The following is a 25,679-nucleotide window of genomic DNA, read 5'->3' on the forward strand; positions in this document are numbered from 1 at the left end:
GTTATGCGATCTTATGGCTGGGTACAAATTTAGTTGGCCATGGCTCTGCCATGTCTTGCAATACACAAGAAAGACAATCAATTTCAATTTTTACTACACCGTCACCCGCAAAAAATAATGAAATGTTTTTTTCATTATCCGCGAAAATAGTCAGCAAGGATAAGATCAGGTTCTTATCCTCTCTATCAATTCCTTTGTATTGTACCGATTTTACATTGCCAATAACAAAGGCCGTATGTCTACGGGCTGCGGAATGAGTTTTATCTATATTCTGGCAGGATTTTTCCCAGCAAAACCGGCTTGCGATTAGAGCAAATTGATGAGTGTTGGTACTGGGAGAAGGCAAAAAAGCCATATCAACCACAGGAACCAGAGCATCCTGCAACAACATTGCAACCACCGATAAGTCTTCCACATCCTCGACGCGAAGTTTAAGAATGGTATCGTTATTGGTTGTTTCTGTCATCAACCTCTGATCCGCTCAATACTCGCGCCGCAGGCTGACAGTTTTTCTTCCAGATGCTCATAACCGCGGTCTAGATGATAAATGCGATTCACGACCGTTTCACCATTTGCGGCAAGTCCCGCAAGAACCAAGGATACCGAAGCGCGTAAGTCGGTGGCCATTACTTGCGCCCCTTTTAATTGTTTAACGCCTTTTACAATAGCCTTGGAACCATCGACTTTGATATCTGCACCCATGCGCATTAATTCTGGAACATGCATGAAGCGATTTTCAAAAATAGTTTCAGTAATCTCGGACTCACCCTCGGCCAAAGTCATCAGCGTCATCATTTGCGCCTGCAGATCCGTTGGAAACCCAGGAAATGGTGCAGTGGTTATATGCGTTGCTTTTATATGGCCATCTTTCTTGACTGTAATGTTATTGTTGGAAGCCGTAATTTTTACGCCGCAATCTTTTAATTTGGATACCAAGGCCTCTATATCGGATTCATTGATTCCTTGCAGCGTTAATTCGCCACCGCAAATTGCCGCCGCAACAGCATAAGTGCCAGCTTCAATACGATCCGCACAAATATTATGAATGGCCTTATGTAATTTGGAAACACCATCGATAATTAATGTATCAGAATTAACACCAAAGATCTTGGCACCCATAGCATTCAAACATCTAACCAAATCGGTTATTTCCGGTTCACGCGCCGCATTATGAATAATAGTGCGGCCTTTGGCCAAACTTGCGGCCATTAATGCGTTTTCTGTTGCACCTACTGATACAAAGGGAAATTCTATTTCAGAACCAATCAAACCGTTCGGAGCATTTGCGTGCATATACCCGTCTTGTAACTCAATCTTAGCGCCTAAAGCTTCCATCGCTTGAATGTGAAGATCCACTGGACGGGTTCCAATCGCACAACCACCAGGCAAAGAAACCATTGCCTTACCACAGCGTGCCAATAAAGGACCAAGAACTAAAACACTGGCGCGCATTTTACGCACCAGTTCGTAGTCCGCCTTAGTAAAGGCAATGTTGCCGGCGTCTAAACTTAGCACTCTACCATGGTGGCCGTTATCATTGGTTTCGCTGCCATCCATGCCAATGACAACGCCCAGAGAAGCCAGCAATGTAGCCATGGTTGTGACGTCCGCCAAATGCGGAACATTGGTAAGTGTCAAGGGCTGCTCTGATAATAAGCAAGCAGTCATCAGCGGCAAAGTTGCATTCTTAGCACCGCTGATTTTTACAGTACCATGCAATTCTTTCCCACCGATAATACGTATTTTATCCATGGTTCCAACTATAGTTTAGGCAAAGTGACGCCTTGTTGTTTCATATATTTTCCAGAACGATCTTTGTATGAAATTTCACACGGCTTATCGCCCTGGAAAAACAAAAATTGGCAAATACCTTCATTGGCATAAATTTTGGCCGGTAATGGAGTAGTATTAGAAATCTCAATAGTCACATGCCCTTCCCATTCTGGCTCTAGAGGCGTGACGTTCACAATGATACCGCACCGCGCATACGTACTTTTACCAAGGCAGACCACCAGCACATCGCGCGGAATGCGGAAATATTCAATGGTCCTTCCCAACGCAAAAGAATTTGGAGGAATAGTGCAAATATTGGTATTTTTATCGACAAAGCTGCTAGGCGAAAAATCTTTTGGATCGACCACAGCCGATTCTAAATTGGTAAAAATTTTAAATTCTGGGGCAATGCGCGCATCGTATCCATAAGATGACAAACCATAAGATATCATACCCTCGCGTTTTTGCGCCTCTACAAACGGTTCAATCATTTTTTGCTGAGTCGCCAAGCGACGGATGCTGGCATCGGATAAAATCGACATATTTGCCCCTATTACTATAGATCTAAGGCTTATATATATCGATAGGTTTTAGAGCAAGTATTTTAAGCGTGAGCTGTTTTGGAGCGAGTTGATCGCCTTATTAAAGTAAGCCAAAACATAAAAGAAAGTACGCCGGATAGCCAGCCGCCATAATATCTTGAGGAAAATTCTAGAAAGTCAATCAATGGATCCATGCCCAGACTGAGGCAGATTTTGATAAAGAAATCACCTGGATAGAAATATAACCAATGAATCCAAGCACTAACATCGTCCGGCGTCACAATACCGTCCGCATTCATGTCCTTAGTGAAAAACCACAGCCTTGATTCCATCCTAGCACCATCACGTCAGCCTTTATGCTTATTTATATTTTGCTGCGTTGTAAGAATATAATATCAAGTAAAGAATAATAGTTTGATAATTAAACATAAAATTCAAGGCAATTTTATAATTTGCTCTGTTTTTACAGATCTTTGCTTTTTCTGATTTTTTCTTTTCTTGATATTTTGCTGCAAAGCCGTCGCTAGGCGTTGTTTTTGCTTTTCTTTATGAGTTTTCTTCATGAACTGAATTAATGAATATTGGCCTTGCCAAATCAAGTAAGAAATGGCATGTTGCCCCAGCTTTTTAGAAGCCCTAGAAGCTGCCGTAGCTCAGTGGTAGAGCACCATCTTGGTAAGGTGGGGGTCGGAAGTTCAATCCTTCTCGGCAGCACCAGTTTCCCAAATATTACTTAAGTGTATGATATATCAATATTATTGCTATGCACCATGATTTTGCATCGCAAGGCTGATTGGCTATTGCCAAATTCATTCCAGGTATTATAAATTACATTTAACAGATTATACGTTTCGATTATTTGTTAAAATATCGATTTTTGATTGTAGTAACTAAAAATGAAAAAGTGAGTTGAACAGAGATTTTTGCCCTTATTCCTCTAGCATTTTAAAAACCCAGCCAATTTAACAGCTGGGTTTTTTATTGGTCATGAAATGGCAAGACAAGCACGAATTTGCTGACGCAAAACAAAATAATCCTTCATCATTTTTTTTAAAATATTTTTTGCTGGTAAAATTCGTAATTGTTTTACCGCGCTTTCCTCTTCGATGTGAGAATAAATTACTAAGGAAGGACAATAATTTAACGGATGCACATTATCAGAATTTATGGTCGTACAACTGTTTATACAAATCGTCATCATCAATAGAACCATGATTCTGAATATCTGCGTATTTTTTTTGTAATTCCAAAGCTTGCTGTAATTCTCTGTTCGCTTGCCGGGTCTGAACATATTTAGATATAAAAACTAAATTGATTATAGATTTAACCACAAGCTGAATGAAATCTATAATAATTTGCATCCAGCCCATGGCCAAGATTTACGTTAAGAATTTGAATTGCGCGCGTGCCCAATATTAAGGGCTAATACGTCTACGATTGATTTTACTTTATCTACAACATAGTTATCCGTAGACGTTGGTGTTAATGCAGAAATAGCCGATGCCGCAGCAATCACGGATGTAACAACCTGCAATAACAATTCATAATTTTGTAATAACCAATTCATTTGCTCTCCTTAAGAATAGGCACGATTTAACCAACCGGTCAAAAATTTATCTTGACCGGGATTTAACCGCGCGATTAATCTGTAAAAACCCGCTGCTTCCGCACGCAAAGCGGCCAGCAATGCATCACGATTAGCATTATTGGCGGCACGGAAGGTAGCCGTCCCTAATTTTCCATCAATAATAATTTTTATTCCTAAAGCCAAAAGCGCCTGTTGTAACAGGCAATGCGCCTGGCTTGGTCCCATATTGACGGCAAGATCGAAGACTTTAGTGGCCAAGCACCAATCGTTAAATTTACCATATTGAAACTTATTCCAGAATTCCCGCCAATAAAAATCGATAGCCTGATCGCGAGTCAACAATTCCACATCTCGGCGATCAACCATGCCATCTTTATTGATGTCCCCTTCCGGAAATAGTTCTAAAAATTTTAGTGATATGCCAAAATTGGTTGGTCCGCCGCGATCGCCTTTTTTATCCGCAAAACCGCCTTCATGGGAAAGTACGATATCAACAGCCCTTGCGAAACTATCATCAATCACCAATGGCATAAACACCTCATTCTGTCTTGTTGTTCCACATATATTTTGCATAACAATGCTCGATTGCCGCTGGACCTAAATACGATACCGCGGCAACCAACCCAATGGTCGATCGCCCAGTTAAATGGATCCAATCCGCAAGACCACTGCCAACAAAACCCATAAATATTGCTACAGGCAGCTCCAACAGCAAATGTACGCCCCAAAACTGCCGCAAGCCTTTTTGTACTAAAAGAACATGCTTTGCTAATCTTCCTATAAAAGCTGCGCTGAGGGCAGCTGCGAAACTAGTCAAAGTTTCGCGGACAGTGTCTATGTCAAAAATCATAGAAATCCAAACAGACTGCTGCCTAAATTGGCGATCGATTGTAAAGACTGACGCTGTTGCGCCAAGCGGTTATTATAAGAATTCAATTGCCCTGCGTAATTATTGTTAATTGTCCCAAGCACATCCACGCCAGGAGTTTGAATGCCGCCATAAAACTGGCTTGGTGTAAATTGCTGTCCGCCTAACAAACTGGCCAACTCCTGCAGCATGCTAGACCTTGCAGAATTGTTCAGGCCCAAGGATTGCAGTTGATCATTAACCTGAGCTTGGCGCGCGGCCATGGCATTGGCAAACAAGCGCTGCTGTTCTGCACGCCCAGCCGCAACGGCATCTTGTGCCGCCGATTGCAAGGTTTCATTTTCATTGTCAGTTAAAGCATCAAATTCCTTGCCATATGCGTCAGACCCCATAGGAATGCCTTGATTAACCAAATCATTTTCTCTTTTAGTGCGGCGCTTTTCAAATTCCGGTCGCAGCAAATTGGCGATTTTATTGTAAGTGGCATCTTCTACTTGCTTCGCATCGCGTGAAAAGTCATCAATTGTTGGAATGCGGTTTATACCAGAAAAATCGATAGAACTCTGAATTTTAGGCAAGTTCAAATTACCTCCGCCTAATAAGTTTGCTAACTGCAATGAAAGCTGTTCGCTTACTTCGCGGCTTCTTTTCTGATAGGGACTTTCCAACAATTGCACTGCATTATGATCATAATCTGGCATGAAATTACCGCCCGCATCATATTGACCGTACAGCAAACTGCCGCCCCCTGGAAAGAATTGATTTAATCTATTGACCTGCGCTTGTGCTTCTGCCGACTGCATCGGATCAGGTGCCGCCGGTGCCTTTGGTGCTTTTTTGCCCATATTAATCCTTATTTAGTTTTTGTTTATCCAAATACATTCAGACTTAATCATGCCGAAAACTAGTGCAGCTTCATTGCCATACCATTGCCGCAATACGCCTTCCTGCTTAAATCCTAATCTTTTTAAAAAATCTATAGCTTCACTATTATTTTCCCGCGTTTGCGCAGTTATTCGTTGACATTGCAACTGCAAGAATGGGTATGAAAATATTTTTCCTAGAATTTTTCTACTAGCCCAGTACGGCGAAATAGATGCAATAGTTGCCTGAATATCTGTGCCGTAATAATGATTGAATATTACTCCAGCAATTAATTTATCGTCATCAATTATGCCAATAGTGCTGCATGGGCCAAAATCGTCGACATCTGGTTGCAATAGATTTATTGCAAATTTAGCGACTAAACTGTCGGCTCCATACAATATTTTCCGCATTATTTTCTAGCTAACAACAATAGACACATAATCATATTGGATTCTGTATGCAAAAGTTGCGGCGGATGCCGCTCCGGCATTTTTGCAAGTCACGGCCAGCGATAACGCGGTATTCGGTCCGCACTTGAATACGCCTGACGCCGCGGAACGTTCGTTTGTTCCATCGATTTGAATACCCACAGCGGATCCCGTACTGCCGGAACTGGAATATCCCAGTGCCCCGGGAATCGTAATTGCCGCGTGGTTTAAATTATTGGTTGATGCGGTAGATGCGGTAACTTGGTAATTTACAATAAATATGGCATTTGCTGTGTTGGGTGTGGTGAAGACACTGATCCCGCCGCTGCCAATACCATTGGCCGTAGAAACTGAATTTGTAAAAGTTCCGGTAACCACGTTTGAAGAACCGGCTGTTGTAATTGGCATTACTATCTCCTAAATTTGCAATAATGAAAAAATTAATGCGGATTCATCCGCATGTTGGCGTGTTGCCATAGGCGATGATGTAAAACTGGCTACCCCGCCTGTCGTAAAACTCAATCCTGCTCCTGCTGTGGAAGGCAATGCATTAGGCATCGTCAAATCAAAACTGGCCGTAATACTGTCAGGTGCCTTTACACGAACAACTTGTACGCCATTAGCCGCCAGTTCTTGCAATTGAATGCGACCGGCATCTCCCGGATTAATTCCAATTGAGCCAAAGGTGGAACCTGGCGATTGCCAGGTCAGTAATCCCGTTCCATCATTCGTCAAAGTTGTACCGGCACTGCCCTGAATATTCGGTAAAGTAACCGAATAACCGGTACCGATTGCATCTGGTGCACGAAAAGTAATCTGTTCCGTTCCATTTGTGGCCAATTCTTTCAGTCGAATAGCGCCAGCTTGACCAGCCCCTACACCATCCGGTGCAAAAGTTTTGTTGCTAATATCTTGCATGGCGCTATCCAAAATTATAGTTCCGGAACTATCCGGAATAACAACGGTTCTGGCCGCAGAAAGACTTTGCGGCTGCAACACCGATTCATAACCGCTGTTTTTAAAAGCAGCACCGGAGGATTCTCTGATAATTTGCGTACCGTCTTGTAAAACTACATTACCACTGTAATCCGGTAACGTATAAGTACGGGTTGCAGTCAATGGGCCGGTCTGTAAATCACCATAATTTGTGGCTCCATTAAATAATCTTACCCCACCAGAGACGAAGGCTTGCAGCCACCGCAAACTGGCGGATCCAAGATTATAAGTTGCATCCACATGAGGTTTAAAGTCCGCTGTCGGCTTGCTTTCATTATTTTTGGTCAAGCAAGCCTGAATCCCTGCGGCCAAATTGTCATCTTCCTGATCGTGCAGCGAAGCTACAATTTTAATTCCATTATTCTTGTCTGTTACCCAATTTCGTAAGCGCGTGTATATACCGCTGCCATTCCAAGGCATTCTAATCTCCTAATTTTACCGATGTTTATACGTATCCAGCTGGTTCGAACAAATATTCGAGACTGAACCATTTACAGGACTGCTGACCTAAAGCGGCGATTACCCGAGTAGATACATTAAGCCCAATTCCGGCGACCGATACCCATGGGCGGATTATCGTATTTTCGCCTGCCCAGGCACTAAGATCCCAAGGACTATTATCCCATTCCGGCGCATTGCCGGAAAAATTGGATACACTATAAGTTGCGGCCGGGGTTTCAAAATCAAATGCCAGCGCAAGCGAAATTGGTAAGGCCCCTTCACTTTCAAAAACCGGTTTCAACGCCGTAAATCGTTTAATTTGTCCACGAGAGTTTAAATAATTCCATGCAGTCTGTGCGGAAAATGTAATGGGATTGCCGTTATCGTTATGTCCTTCATCTGCCAAGTACACATTCCCGTCTATGCCTCCAAAATATAATTTATCATTATACAGGGACCAGCATATTCCATTTAGACCTTCGAATTTGGTCCATGTATTGGTCAGAGTATTAAAAATATGCTGATCGAATCGCGTTTCCGATACTGGCACATTAAATAGTAAATAATTGCCCTGCGGATACATCAAAGCCTGCCAACCAAAATTACCGGCATATAAATTGGCCGCTTCTTTGACTGCGCCATTAATTTTATCGGAAATGGCACGGGCACTGGCAGCGCGCCCGGCATCCAACACTTTAGATAACGGCACATATCCATCTTTGGTCATTACCACTACTTCAGAGCCTACCTTTAAGGCTCCGCGGGAAGATAGCGGTGCGCCAAGGCGGAAAATACCGACCAACGCCCAGTCGGCAGCCGAACCAGGATCGCTGCCTTGATAAATTATTACATCCCCGCTCGACATAATGAAAATGGCCAGATCATCTACACCGTCCCCGCCATCCACAGTCCAAGATTGAATTGCAATCAAATTCCCGCCAAATCCGGAAACACGGCCTAGTGGAAATTTATTTAAACTGCCGCCTAGCGCACCAGTGGCGCTGTACCAGAAATCCTGGCTGTCTTTTTCCCAAAAATAGGATCGATTTTTAAATGTAAATACGCCAATCAAATTATTGATGGTCAAATCTGTGCCTGAAACTGTCAAGGCAGAAACTGCCATTCCATCATACATTTGTGGCGGATCAATACCATTGACTAGCGCCATTCGTGCACCGCCACTGGCATCGTCAAATTGCGAAAATGACCAGCGATCATTTTGAAATCCACTGGCAAGGGCGATACCAACCGCGCCGGGTGTGGAAATATCGTAAATAGCATTATTGCTAGCGGCGATAAACTTGCGCGATGCTCCGGCATTAAATTCCGCTAATGTTTCCACTGGTCCAGGCATATCCGATGCATAAGTCACATACCCTTTGCGGGTTTGCACCCGGCCAACAGTTGGAAACCAATTGGTTAATATCACCGCATCTTCCGGAGGCATTTGATCCAAAGCGTCTCGCGTGTTCCACCCGCCAACAGGAGACACTATTTGTATTGCTTTTGCTGTCATAAATTTGTCTTTAGAAATTCGCTTCTGGTAAATTTAATGCAATATCTTGCATACAATTAGACTGTAAATTTAACTTGGGCATTCCACCATCACGGGCTATAGCTTGCGAGACTTCGCGTTCATATTCCTGCAACGCCATGGCGTAATCCAATCCTTTTGCCAGCAAAAACCTCCAGACCACACCCATAATCACAAGATTTTCCGGCAGTATAGATTCATCACTATCGTCTTGCCAAACATTGCTGGTTTGTGTGCCTGCTAAATTGCGCACCCAATTTTGGGAAACATATTCCAATATCAACGCATCGCCATTTATGGGTGGCACAGGATCAATATAAATCTGATTTATAATATCAGCACCGCGCTTAATACGAAAATTTCTTTTAATGCCCACCGATCCAATTAAACCGGATTTTTTTTGTTGCCATTGTTGCGGACTTAATGGTCCGCGCATGGATTGGTATGCGCTGCGATCCCATAATGTATTGTCGATCAATCGATCAAAATCGTCTGGTAAATCATAATTTTCTTGGCCACCGACTGTAGTAATATCATATTCTTTCTGCAGCATGGTCCAATTATGTCGCCGTGCCAATATTTTGCCTTCCCGATTGCACAGCGCCAGGATTTGCCGCGCCGTAGCATCGGTATTACCATATAAAAAAGCGGGCGGTTCAAAACCAACCTCATACGCCACATTCTGCGCAATGGATAATAAATTCATAATAATGTCCCTTTAATTTATTCGGGAAGCGTTTGCCACCAGTCAATACGCTGTTGTGCAGTATCGGGGTTGCCATCTTCGTTGCCGTCAAATTCCGGCGCTTGAGCCTCTAACCAGCGCCAACGAATATTGTCATCTGCTTCAAGGCCCTGCTGCAAAGGGCGGAATAATAAATCATTAATCCAGTCTCTTTGTTGCTGCCATGCTTCGTCTCCGTTTGCTACTTTGATCAAACGCTCGTTACCGCTCCATGAAAATACTTCGGAGAGCTCGGAACCAGGAGAGTTTAAAGTGTGTCTAAGAGCACATTCATCTCTGATTGATTGTATGTCCGCGTGATTGTTGCCGATTAAAAAATACCAGTTTTTTGTCACTGTCCTTCTCCCGATACTGGTAAATCCAGTACCATTTGATTGCATGGGCCTGCGACAGCGCTAAGTGCCCCAACTACCGCGAAATTTCCTCCGAAACCATCGTTAATTCCATAGTCAACAACGGAGTTCTTCAAATATATTATTGGGGCACTACCGCTAGCCCACCCACTATTGCGGCTATACCGCAAATCACAAGTTGGTTTCTTACCGGCAGTAATAAATGCGCGCCTATTATTATCCAAACTTATATCAAGAAAATTTGAATTGCTCAGATAGAATCCTGCCAAATCGCCGTTAAAACGATGGGAAGCATTTGCGCCCCCAATACTGTGAAAGCTGTCCGTATAATCAATATTAAATGGGCCAGATGCATCACTAACGATTGTTGTGCTTAGCGCATCATTGACATAAATCATCCCTATTTTATTTCCTGCCGAGTAATTAGTATCCCACGATGCAATTATGTGCGTATAGTCTGTTGTTACCGCCGGCCCAAAATTAGCTACGGTTTCAAAAATAAACTGGTCTGTTCCATTACTGGCCTGTAATTGAACACGGATTTTATAAGCACTTGTTCTATAAATACGCACGTGCTGATTCTGCGTACTGTAAATGTCGCGATCAACAGCCCCTATTCCATTTAATCTGAACCAAAAGCTAATAATGCCTTGAGGTCCATCCAAATTTGCCGATAAATCCGTACTGACTTTTAGGTAATCGTTTGTGCCATCAAAATTTGCGGCATTAGCCAGACAATTAACGGCACAATATGGATTAGATAATCGATGTTGGGTAATAAACATGATCAATTACAATATGCATTCGCTTACATTCAATTTACCGCCCCCAGTATCTTGAATAACGGCAATCTTCTCCCCTGGTGAAATTTCAGTAAATTCAACGACGTTTGCCGGTAAAAATGTGCTTGTACTGGTTGCAGTTGGATTTGTACCCAATGCAATGCGGCAAGCAGTTGTGGATACCAGCCGGATAATTTTGTTTGGTGTTTGACCTGCGGTGCCAATTGCGGCGGACTGCGCACTGCTGGCGCCAACCGTCACGTCTTGCGATGTACTTAGCTTAACAGTGGGCAGGAAATTCCCGCCATTTAATATCAATGCCATTATGGTCATCCTCTTTCTCTTATTCAGTTTTCAATTTTAATTTTTCTTTCTTTTTATCTTGGATCAGGCTTTTTAATTCTTTGATCTGAGATAAAAAGAACTCATTTTTTTGATGCAATTCTGCGATTTGTTCCTGCAATCTTAGATTTTCGGCGGCAATACGTTCTACCGCACCATTATCTTTGGATGCTTCCAAGAATGCTTTTGCCTTAGCCTGCAATTCACGCGCACCCATACCGATGCGTTGCAACCCTTGGTCCGATAGTTCCGCCAATACTTCTACGGTTGGTACGTGCATGGCGCGCAATTCCGCGATCTGAGATACCGACAAGGCTGGCCATTGCTCTAGTGGGGTGCCTTCTACCGGCTGCGCCGCATTTTCTGTATAAGCTTTCCATTGATCCGCCCAGCGCGCACGGTCATCATCGCGAACTTTCCGATCAATAATTGTGTTCTTATCTCCAGGAATATGTATCTGGATATAATCTTCTTCACGAAAAATCGGCCGACCTTGCTGTTCACTGGCCAATTTATCTTGTACCGCGCGCCTGTAAAACATGGGCACCAAAATATCTTTGGTGGCATTAGAAGTCTTAGGTAACGATAATTCCGGCAGCATTTATTGGTCCTTTCAAGAAAAGGACAGAGGATGAAACCATCCTCTGTCTTAGATATTAAGCGTTCACGGTGCCGCGAATCACCGATGGACTCACGGAAGCGCGCAATGTTTGCGTGGCATTACTGCCACTGGTCGTCGTTGCGCAAACACCATGAACCATGGTTTGCGATGTCGACACATGACTGAGATGCCCGGCCGTTCCAGTAGTATACAATGGAACGTTTACCGTGGTGTTGGCGAGCATGTTGCCGCGCACACCGACGCCACGCCGTGCCACCCACCCCCAATTGCCTGATGTAAATGCCGCTTGGGCAAAGCCCACGATCGGCAACGTATCGGCCAGAGTTTTGGTAATGGCTTGCGCGGAAAAGCTGGAATCAACCGCGACACAATCGCCACTGTTGATTGTTGCACCAGCCTGAACATAAATATATTCAGCGCCAGTGCTGTCCATGCCCACACTACCCGCCTTATGAAGGGGTGTAGCGGAACGATCAGTCGGATCAAGACCTATGATATAACTCATCTTTGTTCTCCTATAATTACGGAATCAACACGCCTTGCAGAGATGCATTCGACAAAGTCAAATTGCCTGCAAAAGCGATCAGTTTTACCATCGCATCTTGATTCATCGAGAAGCGATCCGGTTCTAGCGGAACAAAATTGCGATCTTTGTGCGGACGGAAATAAATGTAATTCGTGTTTAAGAAATACATTTTATTCGCCGGCGCGCCGCCACCGAGGCCGCCATCGAACATCACATCGGCATTCATGAATTTCAGGCTGGTAAAGCCCAAATTCGCTTCTTTTTCCGAGGTGACGCGTTGAATCGCCTGCAAGCTTTCCCAATAAAAGCGAAACATGTTATTGTCCGCCACAATCAGATCAGGCGCGTCATTGCCACGCGAGCAAGCCAGATACAAACGGTTCATCGCCGTTTGAATATTGCTGGTCGATGGGGCGCCCAAACCGGCATTGGACATATCCAACACTTGATTGCGCCAGAATGACCAGGAAGCGCGGTTGATACCGCCGACGGTGCCGGTAGTCGGATCATCCGCGACCAGCAATTGCAAGCCGCCGATTTGTTTGCCGCTGTCGGCTGTGCCGTCCGAATAAACGTCCAATGAGATGTTGTTAATCAAAGTGCGTTCAGCATTATCGATACGTTTTTCCAATAATGGAATAATCGCTTCTTCGCCGCTATTTTGCAGCATTTCGAGACCAGAAATACTGACCACAACCGCTGCTTGACGAATATCAAATTCCGCCGCCGTAAAAACATCGGACGGTTGGATATTTAATACTTCGTAACCTGTATAGCGGCGGAAAGTGGTATTTTCCGCGTATTCTAATTCTTCAACGATGGTACGGCCACCTGCAAAGGGGCGCATTTTTCCTTTTTCACGCAAGCGATTCAACAATGCGTTGTTTTTGCTTACGTTGTCGGACAAAGCCCCAGAGCGATTGCGCAACGTCGTTGTAATAATCTCCGATAGATTTGGAGAAATTGGCATAATCTACTCCTTAAATAGTTTAATGATAATGTGCGTGGAGTGGATGAGCGCTGCTCTGCCCGTTACGCTTGCGCGTTACGGTAAGCCGCTTCCAATTCTTCGCGTAGCGATTGCGCGGGTTTTCTTTGTACCGCATTGGCGCCCGGGGTGCCGTAAATGCTGGCCCCGGCCCGTTTTGCGATTTCAACCTTAGCCCGATCTTCGTCCTGTTTCCTTTTTTCTGCCGATTTTAAATGGCCGGACAAAAATTCTTCGCGCAGATTGGGATGAGCCCAACCGGCGCGTTCATACAAGTCTTTTAGATCGGGCTGTTTACCCTGCAACAAATCCGCATGGGCCAGCATAGTGATATGCGGCAATAATGTATCGAAATGCGGATACATGTTTTTGCCGGTAACGTCCTTGGCTTCAATCATATCTTTGATTCTTTGCTGGCCGATGCGGATGGCGCCGGCGGCTTGTTGCATTTGTTGCTGCGCCAAAACGCCTTTTAATTGATCAATTTCTTTTTTAATATCGGATGGTTCGTTATTTTTAACTGGCGGCACAGCTTCCGCATTATATCCATATAAATCGGAAATATGTTTGATGGTCGCCTGCGGGTTTCTTTTTAAATTGCGGTAAACGCCAAACAATTCTGCCACCGCTGCGGCCTCGTCGACCCCTGCGCGCGATAAGTCGTCTTTGTACTCATCAAATATCTTTTGCAAATCTCCGTATCGTTTGCGTTCTTTGGAAATATCGGTGGTCTTTTTGGTGTAATCCGCTTCCATGGATTTGTGCCGGCGCATAACCCAGGATTTGGTTCTGTCATCCAGGCTTGAAAAAGTCGCTTTATCCTCATCCGACCAATGTTCCGGCGCGGTGGCATAGGCTGTTTTTTCATTCTGAAACGCCGTTTTTAAATCGGCCGCAACGCTGCCTTTTGGATATGGATTATTATCTGAAGTCGCCGTACCATTATTTTCAGGCACGGAATTTTGTTCCGAAAGATTCATTTTTTTCTCCGGTTAGGTCAAAATAAAACCGGCTGTTTTTTAAACAGCCGGTTTACAGAATTTTTTGATTGTATCGAATCGTACCACAATTTTTTTCACAAATCAATAGATCTGGAAAATATTTTTAAAAAAAATTAGAAATTTAATCTCCAACTTCGATGCACCCATGTTGCCGCAAATGCGCGCGGTGTGCGGCGCGGCCATCGATGGTCTCGCCGGTAACCATGCTTTTATATGGTTTCAAATCGGCAATTATATTCGGACTGTTTGGGATCATATCTTCTTCATTTTTCAATTGCAGCTTTCCATTGCGATAAACATAGGTTTTGCGCATTACGTTGGACTTTCAATTTGGCCCAATGATTCCAGCGACGATTCCAATTCCCGTCCGATTTTGAATCCCCGAGCGCCGAACAATAACATCGATCGTGCCACCGATAATGGCAATGCGCCTGATTGTACCAATGGCGCGGCTTCTTTGACGAATCCGGTAACCGCGTTTAAAAATTCGATGCGGGTTTGTTTTTCCTGGATTTCATCCATAGCAATGGTGGAATCGGTTTCGATATCCAAACGCCAGTGGAAAATCTGTTCGTTCCGAAATAAATCCATCATTTCCGGCACGACCGCGAGGCCCGTCATAGACGACAAGGTTTCTGGCGAGAAATGTTCCGCCATCACTTCGGCCATTATACGAATCAAATCGCGGCTGAACCGCGCCACCGATTTTTGTCGTTCGGATAAACGTAGCGTCGCAAAACGGCCTTTTAATTGCTGCGCGGTTGCGGTTTCCGATGCCACCGTTGCGCCGCGCAAAATATCGGCGATGCCGGTGATTTCATAAAGATCGTTTTTAACTCGGTCGCGCGCCTGATATAATTCGCGTAATACCTGCACCATGCGTTCAATCGGCATCCAGGCGACAACCCCATCGAGGCCGCCCTTTTGTGCAATCGCCGACCATTGATCGACCGGGATCAATTGGCTTTCTTCGCCAAATTCGCTTAACAAACGCTGAATTGGTTCTGCCGAGGCATCATACACGCCTCGCAGACGAATCATGCGGGACAATGCTGTGATACGCGATGTTAAAACATCCAATTCTGTTGCTTGATCTTGATACAACAAATAATCCGGTACCGGCAGCATGTCATCGCTGGTCGTCGTGGCCAGCAGCGGTTGTGGGCATGGGAAAAATCCGGACAAACGCAATGGATCATCCTGAATTTCCAGAATCTGTGATTTTTTGCGATTCGCGCCATGCGTTAACCACAGTACCTGGCGAGAGGATTTATCCCAAATTTCCCAAATCATCGCCTTGCCAGCTTGCGCCTTGATATCGGCACTGCCTTCGCAATCATAATCGATATTCCAATCATCTACCTTGTCGCCGAATCTGTTTTTCATTTCTTCGCGCGATAAGTAATTGCGGAATGCAACCCAATCGACATCATTCCAACGCCGCGCCGGTGCATGCAGAAAATCTTTCCAATGCACATAATCGCAAATGGCTTTCTCGCTTTTTAATTTTTGAATCTCAGTTTGTTCCTCATCGGCCGAATAGGCCGATTCAAATTCCGGCACATATCGAATGCGGGCAACACCGCGCCCAGCCAACAAATAATCCTGCACACAAGAACGCATGACCGTATCGAAATCATAGACATCGATATTGGTGGTCAGCGCGCGTTCCAGCACCATCGATGCCTGACGTGTGAATGGATCGTTATCTTTATATCTTCGTTCGATTTGCGGTTTCGGCGCGCTGTAATACAAAGCCGGTTTCAAGGTTTCGACATTCGACCACAAAATATTGAATTTACCTCCGCGATCAGCATCGCCCCGTTCATCACGGTACCTTCGAACAATTTTATCGGCCCTGGCGCGATAAGTGGCTTCGCGCTTTTCAGCTTTATCCAAAACCGCCAACCAATATCCCAATAATGGGTTATTTGTATCTTTTTCGATCATAATTTACTCCAAATCCCTCAAAATATAAGGTTAATTTTTCTATTTATTTCAAATTTATGAAATAAAATAAAATCATATAGATAAAATTTATATAATTATTTTATATGAAATATTATTACTTTTTAATGTCAGTTTTTCTTTATATAAGTATAAAATTTCAATAATTTATAATAAAATTCTGTATTGTTTTTAGACATTTTTATGTTATATTGACTGTCATATAAAGTTCAAAAAAACGTGAACAACTCAATTTATGGGACGAGAGATTAAATGCCTTTTCGAACTTCTATTCAGTCATTGGACACTTTGCCAGACGCTCGACTTTCGCGTGCGGATGAATCAACTCAGAAAAAACATGAAGCAACTTTATTGGCTCTTTTAACAGAAGGCCAAAGATTGATTCAGGACAATCCTGATGCCTATCACGTTGCCCGAGCAGCCAGCATTTTTAAGAAGCTCGGTTTTCATACTCATGCCAAACATCCTGAATTTGATCAGCTTACTATTGAAACCACAAAAGGACTGATCGAATGCGCAAAACAATACGCACAACCATCAAATCCCAGGATGGAACCAAGCATAAGTCATGCTCAAGATTGTTTGCTGCACGCAGCCTTTGTTATTACCAACCCTTCCTTCTGTTATGAAACAGATACAAGCGGACACCAAGATCCTGAGACAGGACTTCCACCTAATCGTAAACGAGATGCTTACAAAAGTGTTGGCATTCCATTACGCCGCAATGTTGTTCTGGAATTATTAGCGCTTGCAGAAAAAGTTGCGGAAACAGAACAGCGGCCATTAAAACAAGGCTCCTTTGCTTTAGATTGTGTGGAATGGGCTTATCGTTTAGCCGGCAAACACACAGGCGCAAGGGAATCTGCTATCAAAGCATATGCCACTTACACAAAAAGCGATGATAATCCTGAAGGTATCGATATTCGCACCTTGGGCAATGAAATTCCTTCAGTCCCAGCTAAAGTTAAACCATCATCGGAAGCAGGCGTTGGCGCCTGTGCTCCCGAAGCGACTCGGGCGGCGGCACATCATCATCCTGCAAGTCCGCGTCATGCAGGTGCAGAACGAGTTTACTAAATTCGCTTTGATTCGGCTGATCTAGTTTTCAAATCCAATTCATGCAAATCATTCCATGTAACCGGCGTAACCGCCGGTATTGTGGAATTGGTTACTGATTGCCGCACATAAGGCCTGCTCATACACGCATAACGCCATTCATCGGCGGCGTGATCTTCCCCTTTATTATCGATATCTTCTGGCATAGTGCGGGAATGTTCCAAGGCCGGAATTGTACGAATCGAATCGACACAAGCATCAAAACAATAAATCATTGGTAAATCCTCGCCTTTTAACCGGGCGCGCATTTGATCCCATCCCGCAATGCGGGCATTATCGGCCGGGCGGAATTGCAAACCTTTTTTTCCCATGCGTTCGGCAATGCTGGGGCCGCCATCAACGCGAAAAATACTGGGATCGGCGACGGCATAGGCTAATTTTTCCATGCCCGGCATGCGCGATATAATTCCCGATGCCACTTCTTCCGCACTTAGTTTTAATCCATATCCTTGTGTATCGGCGCCATACCATTCGCGGTACCGTAATAACGATCCTCGCGGCAATAAACTTTTGCCAATCGGATGATCTTCACCCACCACCGTCCACCATCCCACCGAAAATGGGCTGCTGGATCCCCAATCGAATGATAAAAATCGCAACCATTCATCCGGCACGCGAAATGGCGCGATGACATGAACATCATTGTCCCATTCCGGAAAAAACGATCCGGCGATGACATCCCAATTGCCATCCAGCCAGGCACGCACCAAATCCTTGCTGCCTACTTTTTGCAGGCGCAAAATATAGTTCGGATCTTGCGCCAACAAGATTTTATTATCGAACACCCGGCTTTTTATAAACAGCCGCGCACCGGAATCCGTATCGCCTTTAATCAGCCTGCCGCCCAAGGGGTAACGATCAATCGCAAAATATGTCTTGATCCAATGATGCCCAACACCACCAGGATTCGCCGTTGCCCGAATACGTTTGCCGGCAATGGGTGCCGCAGAACGCAGGCACGCCTTTAACTTATGATACGCATGCGCGTTGGGCCAATTGCCTAATTCATCCCAGCCGATCCAGGTATAGGAATGGCCCTGAAATTTATCGGCGTCATATTGATTTTCCAGCGCGCGAATTTTTAATGTCGCCCCATCTGGAAATCGCCAAGTCTTGCTTTGCTGATGAAATTCCGCGCCAGGACAGCAAACCGGATATATTTCCCGGCTGCGTGCAATTAATTCTTCACACTCCGGATAGGTTTTGCGAAAAATCACCCCGCGCCAATCCGCACCATAACCTGACCCCACATCCACCAAAAAATCCGCTAGTAAAAAATCGGTCTTCCCCCCACCCCTAGCCCCGCCAAATAGCAGTTCTTCCGCTATAAAGGCGGCATCGATCGCAGCGGCTTGGGGGCCTATCTGAGGCTGCCATTGTTGTAAATCCATGATTTGAGGTAATTATAATCTGCGTTTCGTTTACCCTTTAATAAGGGTTACCGCCTTAAAATAGACATATGGTCATGCAAGTATAGAAATAACCAGTTTTTATAATATTATTGCTTTCGATTAGGCCAAAAAAGGCTGCCACCGTATGATATACTGGGTGAATATGGGCAAAATATACAATCATTCCGATAATCGTATCTCGCAAAGTTTGGCGATAGGTTTTTTATTGATCTGCCTATTTGCTGGGCCAAATGCATATGCCCAAGATGACCCCAATAACTCGCCTCCACCGCCGGTGGTTAATGCTAATCCTCCAATAGTGCACAATTCCGCTGTGCCCCCAGCAGCCTTAGAGCAGCCGCAAATCCGCCCTGAAACCAGGCATGTACGCAACAAAATCACCATTAAGCGGCGCGGTTTGACCCGGGCACAGCATCAAAGATTTATGTACCCACGGGCGGGACAATAATTCTTTTTTACCGCGATTGGATATATCTTATTAATGGCTACGCCATTAAGGTTATTGCATGAAAAAACTTTCTTTATTCTCTTTCGTTATATTGGCCGGGTTTTTATTTACCGTTTCTGCCAGCCATGCTGGAACCAGCGGCCTAAATAAAATGTCGGAAAGCACCAATGCTTTGAACACAAGCACGGCCAGCAAGGTAGAATCCGCGAAACCTGCAACCGCGTCCGGCGATCAATCCAAAAGCGCCATAAAAACAACCAGTAAATTCAAAGAAAAATCATGGAAGCGGGGTTCCGCTCCATTTGGACGTCGCAGCGGCGCAAAATCCGAATCCGGCAATACTGAATCCAAAAAATAGTTATATACTTTCCGTACTTTGCATTGCCTGTGCCCGGCGCAACCATTCTTCGAAATTTTGAGATCGTTGCGGAAGATTCAGTTCCACGGCAGATATTGCCGCGGGCTTTTCATCCATGGGCTTTTCTTTCATTTTCAACAGCATTTGCGCCGCAGCCAGTCTTTGTGCGATCGTTGGCGCTGCGATTTCGTCATTATTATCCTTCACCAATTCTCCGCGCACTATCTGAACCAGCAAATCGACCGCTTGCCGGGATATATCCTCGTCTTGTTTTTTATTTGCGGACAAACGATTCTTTCCCGACCGGCTTTTACGGATTTTGTTTTTCATCTGCTTCCACTTCCAAACGGTATAAATTGCGTTTTTTGTTGTTAAATACGAACATGCTGCCGCAAGACATAAAATTTTCCGCAAACCCGCGAGCGTCTTCGCGTTCGCTGAATCCGGATACAACCAAATGCACTTGAAAACGTTGCGGCTTGACTTTGCCGTGTTTTTCTAAGAATTCTTCCCAAGGCGTTGGCAAGCAATCATCGTCATTTATTGGGTTTTGTTGCGTCAATTGCTGGTTTTTCACCAGCACCACATGGGCTTCGGTGATGGTTGGCATCCTGTCTCCTTTGAAAAATGGGCACAAAATAAAACCGCCAGGTTTTGGCCTGGCGGTTGTTACATTTATTTGATGGTATACAGACTGTACTACAAAATTTTTCAAAAATCAAGCCATCTGGAAAATCTTTTGCAAATTAATCTGCAAGACAAGATAGTCCGGATAATAAAATCGCTTTTGCCTGGCTGGGTGAAATCAAACGCTTATGCCCTTGATACCCGGCGCGGCTAATGCGATGCGCGTAATCGCGCAAGCTAATGCCAAGGCCAAGGACATGATAAAAACAAGATGCGGCTAAATGCCCCAATCTTTTTTCAGTGTGTTTAATTCTTTGCCTGGCGGCAATTTGCAATTCGCCTGGCGAAAAATTATCATTGGCGTGCGCCGGCAAGCTATTGATTCCGACGATATCATAATGCACTTTGGCATAGTGTCCTTGCAGGCCTGAGGTTAAAAAATCATGGACATAACGCAAACCGGCTTTTAATTCATTTTCCGATATTTGCGCCTTTTCATATAACTGCAACAATAAACTTTCTGCGGAAATAAGCCTTACTGCTGGCTTGTCCGCGTTATTATCTTTCGATTTGGAATTGGAACGGGATTTTGAATGTTTATTCATAACCATCTCCTTGATAAGGGATGGACGATATGAAACAAAACCAAATCCAATGCAATAGGTTTGGAAAATATTTGGAAAATATTTTTATTAGCGGCGGTTTGCCTTAACGCGAACAGGCTTCGGGGCCATTACGCGATTGAACAAAACGGTGCAGGCGCCAACTGAAACCAAGCAAGAAACCAACACAAATACCAAAGTCATCATTAACCCCCATTATTTTAGGCGACTGCGCCGCCTGATTTTTGTTCTGCCAAATTCCGCCAAGACGATAAATTAATGCCTGCTTTAAACGATGGCACTGCCGCACCGCCTTTGTATATATATTCTGCGGCGGCACGGATAATTTCTTCATCCGTCAATAATTCTGTACCTTTCGCGCCGAATTTGCCAATACGACACGCGGATAATTCCGGGCATTGCGCGATTAATTCCAAACATAACATGGCAATAGCGCCTTTGGTGCCGAACACATCGCCTTGGCGTCCACTGCCGTAATAAAGGAAGTAAGCCTGATCTACAGAAGAGATTCTGGGGGCGTTTCCAGTTAAATCGTGGTTGTCCATACCGAAGATTTCTTTTTTTATAGTCATCGAACCCTCACCAATCCTTGTAATTTTATTACCTCACACAATAATCACATTTTCTTGAGCTTTATAAATTAATAATATCTTAAAAAGATACATAAAGCAAGCACTATTTTTGAAAATATATTGTTATATAACAGTAACTTAATGTAGTTACGGTACTATTTCACTATATCACAAGTTAATATTTTAATGGGGGAATTAACTACAAGACGGCCATAAAACTTTGAATCGGTACTTATTGTCGATTTCCTTTCGTGCCCGCAATTGCGCATACACGGTCATCGCACCGGCATTGGCAAAGATCAATTGCAAGGGAATCATATCGCCGTAATAAATGATCTGCCGCACGTCTTGAATATGAATAAACAAATCATTCTCGCGCAATTCTACAATCGATAAAAATTCTTCGTCACTGGTCAATGGATCTCCAACCGTATATTGTGATCCGGCGATTCCCAATTCATCGACCGGATAAATATACTGATTATAATCCTGATTCAGTGCATTCGCGGTTTGTTGCGGTAATTGGCGCACTTGTTTGATGCCAGCTTGCGCGGCAATAGGTGTGGATACCGATTCCAACCTATCATCAAAATTGTTCCGATTCACAATCCGCAATGTAACCGCCAATTCTTCGGCGTAGATACGATTTTTCTCTCTAGTTTTGGGATTTATAAATTGCAGCGCTCCGTAAGGTTCCGCAAAAGCATAACCTATTTCGATGCCACGACGATAAGACGGGCATGGCCCCAAAGCCTCTCGTACCTCTTTATTGGTCCAATATTGGGCAGCCGAGATCGGCGAAGACCATCCCAGGCAACACCCCAATACGAACAAGATCAATTTTCTGTGCATAAAAGCCAACTTTTGTTAACTCATTGAACTATATAGCATTACCACCCTACGAATCTATTGCCAAAACGGAAAATATGTGTTAAGCTGTAACTATTAATAATATATTAAAACCAAGGGTAACCCAGATGAGCAGCTTTAACGAACAAGAAATCGCCGACCGTCTAGAGCAAACGATTAAAAACCTGCTGGATCAACAAATCAAGATGGCCGCCGATGGGATTGAACCTCATTTAATCGCCGGTGCCTTTCTTGCCCTGGGTATTGATCGTTTTAGCGCGGTTATGGGCGAACGTCATGCCGCCAGCGTATTGGAACGTGCCGCTGCCGATATGCGCGACAAAGCAAAACCGCTGCACTAATTTCTATAATCCAAATCCAATATTCCAGGAAAACTATTTTTTCTCGGTGGTTTTCTTTTTCGATTTTTTCTTGGGCGGAACAATCGGTTCTTGCGTCGGCACCGGTGGCTTAATGACCGTGTTATCAACCGGCTTTTCTTCCAATTGATTTAAATAAGGATCGTACAACGGCCGATTTGGCGGTGCATCCGTTGTCGACGGATCTGTTGCAGATGATTCCGCCGCCGCAGGAGCCGCGGCCTTTGGCATAGTATCTGATGCTGGCATAGGCTCCGCAACTGGTTTGGGGTCTTCTTTCTGTTCATCCGTAAATACCGGTTGTGGCTCGGCAAGCGGTTCTTCTTCCACTTTTACCGGCGGCAAAGCCGTATTGCCCTCAATCTGATTTTCTTGAATTGCTGGATCAATTGGCTCTACCGATGTGCCGACATACCGGCTATCCGAATCATTTGGTTGCGGTTTTTCATAACAAGAAACGCTGCCGAGCGTATTGTAACAATATACCGCTGGCGCTGGCTTCGGCGTTTCCTTGACCGTATTGCGTTCTTCAAATCCCTTAACCTCGCGCGCGAATTCTTTCAGCAATTGCGTGCTACAGCCTTGTAAAAATAAGACAATAAATGACAAAAGAACAAAATGGAAAGTGCGCATAGGAAACCTTTGAAAGAATATCCGCATCTTACAATGCAAATATCCCGGATGACAAAGGTAATTATGCCGTTTTTTTATGTTTAAAAAACACTTGTTGCGCCAATAATCGGAATGCCGGGTTATGAATCATGATTTCCATCATCCAATTCGGGCACGCATGATAAAAACCCATGCGCATAAGCTGTTTCACAGCAAAAGTAGGGATATATTTTTGAATTGCCTTGCCTGGGTGAAGCGCGGTCTGACCTTTAATATACGCATACAGTGCATCCGCCAGATTATAACCAAGGCGCAAGGCATAATCGATCCCACCAGCCGTCAGAGGCGAGACATGGCTGGCGGCGTCGCCAACAATGATGACATTGCCTTTGGCGCAATCGCGCAGCGGCCAATCAACCGGAATCAATCCGCCACGATTGCCGTGAAAAGGAAGGGCGCGAATATCGACAATATCGCGGATTTTCTCAAAAAACTTTTTCATATCGGGCTTGTATGGTTGCCGGCAAGCAAGCCCAACCTGCGTTATGCCGATACCGGGCGCGATCCATCCCAAATATCCAGGCGCCAATTCTTGATCCAAAAAACAATGAAACTGCACGATGTCCAAAACATCTTTGGCATACTCATATTCGGTACCAATTAAAAACTTCTTTGGTTTTGGGAAATTGAAAAACGAAGCGACTTCGGATTTGGCGCCATCAGCACCGATTATAAATTTTGCACTGATATCCAAATCCGGAATATAAAAACCGTCATCGCGATTTTCAGCCGATTTAAAACTATAGTCCAATTTTATTTCTGCGCCTGCACTTTTGGCTTGTTGCAACAAATAACGCATTAAATTCGGCGTATCAGTGGTGCAGAAAAAGTAATCGTCCGATTGCAAATCCAAATGGCGCAATGATGGCGAATACAAACGAATGCGATTTATCCGGCGCAGCAAATGATCCGGCACGATTAAATGATCGAAAACATCTTTGACCAGAATACCGGTGGTGCGAATACCAAGACCGACATCTTGCTTGCGTTCTAATATCAAAACGCGCAAGCCGGACCGTGCCGCTTGCTGCGCGCAGGCAAGACCGGCAAATCCGGCGCCAACAACAATAATGTCGTAATTCTTATTCATAATAGATGCCGATTCCGCTTATAGCGCCATAAGGATAATAAAATAAAGCACAAACCATTCAGAATGCTGGCAAAAACTAACTTTTGCCTTATATATAAAGCTAGGGTACAACGGGAACGAGAATATACATGACCGCAACCGCATTACAATCCACGCTTTCGATGGCCGAGCAAGCCAAAATGCTGGATGCATTGTTTGCCAAAACTAAAGGCAAAATATCCAAAATTAAGCTGCAAAATTACGTTCCGATTATCGCCGAAATCAACCGGTTGAAACAAGAACGTAACGCCGTCATTTTAGCGCATAATTATCAGACCCCAGAAATTTTTTATGGCGTTGCCGACATTGTCGGCGATTCCCTGCAATTGGCGGTGGCCGCATCCAAAACCAATGCCGATGTCATTGTACAAGGCGGCGTGTATTTCATGGCCGAAACATCCAAAATTTTAAACCCGAATAAAAAAGTTCTGATTCCAAGCATGGAAGCTGGATGTTCGCTCGCCGCATCCATCACCGGCGCGGATGTACGGTTATTGCGCCAAAAATATCCAGGCGTACCAATTGTGACCTATGTCAACACCAGCGCCGAAGTAAAAGCGGAATCCGATGTTTGTTGCACGTCATCGAATGCGGTAAAAATTGTGGAACTGATGGCGAAAGAATCGGGATCGGATAGTGTATTGTGCATCCCAGATGAATATTTGGCGAAATATATCGCATCGAAAACCAATGTCAAAATTCTGACCTGGCAGGGGCATTGCGAAGTGCATGAACGCTTTACAGGATTGGAAATTCGCCAATACCGGCAGATGCATCCGGGTGTGACGGTGTTGGCGCATCCAGAATGTCCGCCGGATGTTATCGCCGAATCCGATTTTACCGGATCGACATCGGCGATGATGGATTACGTTGGCAAGGAACAACCGAAAAAAGTAATTATGATTACCGAATGTTCGATGTCGGACAATCTGGCAATTGCCTATCCGGAGGTTGAATTTATCCGTCCCTGCAACCTTTGTCCGCACATGAAAGAAATCACGTTGGAGAATATTTTGCATAGTTTGCAAACCATGCAGCACGAAGTTATGGTCGACCCTGCCATTGCAGGCAGGGCGAAACAGGCCGTTGAACGGATGATTGCGCTTTCAGCGCAGAAACAGTAAAATAC

At 44.4% G+C, this 25,679-nt stretch carries 34 protein-coding genes and 1 tRNA gene; 5 read left to right on the forward strand and 30 right to left on the reverse strand.

The genetic code is table 11. The features are described from left to right. Window position 1: 1 nt before the first annotated feature. The 4 genes from EYC62_02435 to EYC62_02450 all read right to left on the reverse strand — a co-directional run bounded on the left by EYC62_02435 (window position 2) and on the right by EYC62_02450 (window position 2,614). Window positions 2-466 carry a DUF2948 family protein gene (locus EYC62_02435; GenBank protein ID TAH36521.1) on the reverse strand — a complete coding sequence of 155 codons (465 nt, stop codon included), beginning with the start codon at window positions 464-466 and terminating at the stop codon, window positions 2-4. Then, window positions 466-1,752 carry a UDP-N-acetylglucosamine 1-carboxyvinyltransferase gene (gene murA, locus EYC62_02440; GenBank protein TAH36522.1) on the reverse strand — a complete coding sequence of 429 codons (1,287 nt, stop codon included), beginning with the start codon at window positions 1,750-1,752 and terminating at the stop codon, window positions 466-468. Before murA ends, EYC62_02435 begins: the two co-directional genes overlap by 1 nt. Before the next feature lie 8 nt (window positions 1,753-1,760). Next, on the reverse strand, window positions 1,761-2,315 hold the full coding sequence (locus EYC62_02445) for a dCTP deaminase (GenBank protein TAH36523.1): 555 nt from the start codon (window positions 2,313-2,315) through the stop codon (window positions 1,761-1,763). A gap of 62 nt (window positions 2,316-2,377) precedes the next feature. Then, window positions 2,378-2,614, reverse strand: a complete 237-nt coding sequence (locus EYC62_02450) for a hypothetical protein (GenBank protein ID TAH36524.1) — start codon at window positions 2,612-2,614, stop codon at window positions 2,378-2,380. A 343-nt stretch (window positions 2,615-2,957) separates the two neighbouring features. On the opposite strand from EYC62_02450, the gene EYC62_02455 reads away from it, so the two are divergent. Beyond that, window positions 2,958-3,032, forward strand: a tRNA-Thr gene (locus tag EYC62_02455). A 667-nt stretch (window positions 3,033-3,699) separates the two neighbouring features. On the opposite strand, the gene EYC62_02460 is transcribed toward EYC62_02455, so the two are convergent. From EYC62_02460 to EYC62_02545, 18 genes are all read right to left on the reverse strand, one after another. Further along, the gene (locus tag EYC62_02460; protein TAH36525.1) at window positions 3,700-3,882 is read right to left on the reverse strand and encodes a hypothetical protein; all 183 of its coding nucleotides are present in this window, start codon (window positions 3,880-3,882) and stop codon (window positions 3,700-3,702) included. Between the two features lie 9 nt (window positions 3,883-3,891). Further along, on the reverse strand, window positions 3,892-4,476 hold the full coding sequence (locus EYC62_02465) for a hypothetical protein (protein ID TAH36526.1): 585 nt from the start codon (window positions 4,474-4,476) through the stop codon (window positions 3,892-3,894). Further along, the gene (locus EYC62_02470) at window positions 4,442-4,753 is read right to left on the reverse strand and encodes a hypothetical protein (protein TAH36527.1); all 312 of its coding nucleotides are present in this window, start codon (window positions 4,751-4,753) and stop codon (window positions 4,442-4,444) included. Before EYC62_02470 ends, EYC62_02465 begins: the two co-directional genes overlap by 35 nt. Continuing rightward, window positions 4,750-5,616: a hypothetical protein gene (locus EYC62_02475; GenBank protein TAH36528.1), complete on the reverse strand. Its 867-nt coding sequence runs from the start codon at window positions 5,614-5,616 to the stop codon at window positions 4,750-4,752. Before EYC62_02475 ends, EYC62_02470 begins: the two co-directional genes overlap by 4 nt. Window positions 5,617-5,628: 12 nt before the next feature. Then, window positions 5,629-6,048, reverse strand: coding sequence for an N-acetyltransferase (locus EYC62_02480; GenBank protein ID TAH36529.1), 420 nt, complete (start codon window positions 6,046-6,048; stop codon window positions 5,629-5,631). A 6-nt stretch (window positions 6,049-6,054) separates the two neighbouring features. Beyond that, a complete protein-coding gene (locus tag EYC62_02485) occupies window positions 6,055-6,474 on the reverse strand; it encodes a hypothetical protein (protein TAH36530.1) in 420 nt (139 codons plus the stop codon). Window positions 6,475-6,483: 9 nt separating this feature from the next. After that, window positions 6,484-7,482 (reverse strand): hypothetical protein, encoded by a 999-nt coding sequence (locus EYC62_02490; GenBank protein ID TAH36531.1) that lies wholly within the window; start codon window positions 7,480-7,482, stop codon window positions 6,484-6,486. Window positions 7,483-7,507: 25 nt separating this feature from the next. After that, the gene (locus EYC62_02495; protein ID TAH36532.1) at window positions 7,508-9,019 is read right to left on the reverse strand and encodes a hypothetical protein; all 1,512 of its coding nucleotides are present in this window, start codon (window positions 9,017-9,019) and stop codon (window positions 7,508-7,510) included. 10 nt (window positions 9,020-9,029) lie between these two features. Beyond that, window positions 9,030-9,743, reverse strand: a complete 714-nt coding sequence (locus EYC62_02500; GenBank protein ID TAH36533.1) for a hypothetical protein — start codon at window positions 9,741-9,743, stop codon at window positions 9,030-9,032. 17 nt (window positions 9,744-9,760) lie between these two features. Further along, on the reverse strand, window positions 9,761-10,117 hold the full coding sequence (locus EYC62_02505) for a hypothetical protein (protein ID TAH36534.1): 357 nt from the start codon (window positions 10,115-10,117) through the stop codon (window positions 9,761-9,763). Further along, the gene (locus EYC62_02510) at window positions 10,114-10,920 is read right to left on the reverse strand and encodes a hypothetical protein (GenBank protein TAH36535.1); all 807 of its coding nucleotides are present in this window, start codon (window positions 10,918-10,920) and stop codon (window positions 10,114-10,116) included. Before EYC62_02510 ends, EYC62_02505 begins: the two co-directional genes overlap by 4 nt. A gap of 6 nt (window positions 10,921-10,926) precedes the next feature. Further along, window positions 10,927-11,241: a hypothetical protein gene (locus EYC62_02515; protein ID TAH36536.1), complete on the reverse strand. Its 315-nt coding sequence runs from the start codon at window positions 11,239-11,241 to the stop codon at window positions 10,927-10,929. Window positions 11,242-11,260: 19 nt separating this feature from the next. After that, a complete protein-coding gene (locus EYC62_02520; GenBank protein TAH36537.1) occupies window positions 11,261-11,860 on the reverse strand; it encodes a hypothetical protein in 600 nt (199 codons plus the stop codon). 55 nt (window positions 11,861-11,915) lie between these two features. Then, window positions 11,916-12,386, reverse strand: coding sequence for a hypothetical protein (locus EYC62_02525; GenBank protein TAH36538.1), 471 nt, complete (start codon window positions 12,384-12,386; stop codon window positions 11,916-11,918). 16 nt (window positions 12,387-12,402) lie between these two features. Continuing rightward, on the reverse strand, window positions 12,403-13,377 hold the full coding sequence (locus EYC62_02530; GenBank protein ID TAH36539.1) for a phage major capsid protein: 975 nt from the start codon (window positions 13,375-13,377) through the stop codon (window positions 12,403-12,405). Between the two features lie 62 nt (window positions 13,378-13,439). Continuing rightward, window positions 13,440-14,375 (reverse strand): hypothetical protein, encoded by a 936-nt coding sequence (locus EYC62_02535; protein ID TAH36540.1) that lies wholly within the window; start codon window positions 14,373-14,375, stop codon window positions 13,440-13,442. A gap of 142 nt (window positions 14,376-14,517) precedes the next feature. Continuing rightward, window positions 14,518-14,709: a hypothetical protein gene (locus tag EYC62_02540; protein TAH36541.1), complete on the reverse strand. Its 192-nt coding sequence runs from the start codon at window positions 14,707-14,709 to the stop codon at window positions 14,518-14,520. Further along, window positions 14,709-16,346, reverse strand: a complete 1,638-nt coding sequence (locus EYC62_02545) for a hypothetical protein (protein ID TAH36542.1) — start codon at window positions 16,344-16,346, stop codon at window positions 14,709-14,711. Before EYC62_02545 ends, EYC62_02540 begins: the two co-directional genes overlap by 1 nt. Window positions 16,347-16,616: 270 nt before the next feature. Between EYC62_02545 and EYC62_02550 the strand changes: the two genes are divergently transcribed. Next, on the forward strand, window positions 16,617-17,441 hold the full coding sequence (locus EYC62_02550) for a hypothetical protein (GenBank protein ID TAH36543.1): 825 nt from the start codon (window positions 16,617-16,619) through the stop codon (window positions 17,439-17,441). Here the strand turns inward: EYC62_02550 and EYC62_02555 are convergent. Then, entirely contained in the window at window positions 17,438-18,871 is a 1,434-nt protein-coding gene (locus EYC62_02555) for a terminase (GenBank protein TAH36544.1), read from the reverse strand. The genes EYC62_02550 and EYC62_02555 overlap by 4 nt on opposite strands. Window positions 18,872-19,398: 527 nt before the next feature. Here EYC62_02555 and EYC62_02560 point away from each other — a divergent pair. Further along, window positions 19,399-19,698: a hypothetical protein gene (locus tag EYC62_02560; GenBank protein ID TAH36545.1), complete on the forward strand. Its 300-nt coding sequence runs from the start codon at window positions 19,399-19,401 to the stop codon at window positions 19,696-19,698. Here EYC62_02560 and EYC62_02565 read toward each other — a convergent pair whose 3' ends face one another. The 5 genes from EYC62_02565 to EYC62_02585 all read right to left on the reverse strand — a co-directional run bounded on the left by EYC62_02565 (window position 19,699) and on the right by EYC62_02585 (window position 22,372). Beyond that, window positions 19,699-20,028: a hypothetical protein gene (locus EYC62_02565; GenBank protein ID TAH36546.1), complete on the reverse strand. Its 330-nt coding sequence runs from the start codon at window positions 20,026-20,028 to the stop codon at window positions 19,699-19,701. Further along, the gene (locus EYC62_02570) at window positions 20,009-20,308 is read right to left on the reverse strand and encodes a hypothetical protein (GenBank protein TAH36547.1); all 300 of its coding nucleotides are present in this window, start codon (window positions 20,306-20,308) and stop codon (window positions 20,009-20,011) included. The genes EYC62_02565 and EYC62_02570 overlap by 20 nt, the downstream gene beginning before the upstream one ends. Window positions 20,309-20,444: 136 nt before the next feature. Next, window positions 20,445-20,930 carry a hypothetical protein gene (locus EYC62_02575; protein TAH36548.1) on the reverse strand — a complete coding sequence of 162 codons (486 nt, stop codon included), beginning with the start codon at window positions 20,928-20,930 and terminating at the stop codon, window positions 20,445-20,447. 218 nt (window positions 20,931-21,148) lie between these two features. Beyond that, window positions 21,149-21,520: a hypothetical protein gene (locus EYC62_02580; GenBank protein TAH36549.1), complete on the reverse strand. Its 372-nt coding sequence runs from the start codon at window positions 21,518-21,520 to the stop codon at window positions 21,149-21,151. 195 nt (window positions 21,521-21,715) lie between these two features. After that, window positions 21,716-22,372, reverse strand: coding sequence for a hypothetical protein (locus tag EYC62_02585; GenBank protein TAH36550.1), 657 nt, complete (start codon window positions 22,370-22,372; stop codon window positions 21,716-21,718). Between the two features lie 125 nt (window positions 22,373-22,497). On the opposite strand from EYC62_02585, the gene EYC62_02590 reads away from it, so the two are divergent. Further along, a complete protein-coding gene (locus EYC62_02590; GenBank protein TAH36551.1) occupies window positions 22,498-22,731 on the forward strand; it encodes a hypothetical protein in 234 nt (77 codons plus the stop codon). A gap of 33 nt (window positions 22,732-22,764) precedes the next feature. Here EYC62_02590 and EYC62_02595 read toward each other — a convergent pair whose 3' ends face one another. Both EYC62_02595 and EYC62_02600 read right to left on the reverse strand, forming a co-directional pair. Then, complete coding sequence (locus tag EYC62_02595; GenBank protein TAH36552.1) at window positions 22,765-23,382, reverse strand: hypothetical protein; 618 nt, start codon at window positions 23,380-23,382, stop codon at window positions 22,765-22,767. Window positions 23,383-23,443: 61 nt separating this feature from the next. Further along, window positions 23,444-24,511 (reverse strand): NAD(P)/FAD-dependent oxidoreductase, encoded by a 1,068-nt coding sequence (locus EYC62_02600; GenBank protein ID TAH36553.1) that lies wholly within the window; start codon window positions 24,509-24,511, stop codon window positions 23,444-23,446. A gap of 161 nt (window positions 24,512-24,672) precedes the next feature. Between EYC62_02600 and nadA the strand changes: the two genes are divergently transcribed. After that, window positions 24,673-25,674, forward strand: a complete 1,002-nt coding sequence (gene nadA / locus EYC62_02605) for a quinolinate synthase NadA (GenBank protein TAH36561.1) — start codon at window positions 24,673-24,675, stop codon at window positions 25,672-25,674. Window positions 25,675-25,679 lie beyond the last annotated feature (5 nt).

It is taken from the genome of Alphaproteobacteria bacterium, assembly GCA_004295055.1.
In the GTDB taxonomy this organism is placed as follows: Bacteria; Pseudomonadota; Alphaproteobacteria; order SHNJ01; family SHNJ01; genus SHNJ01.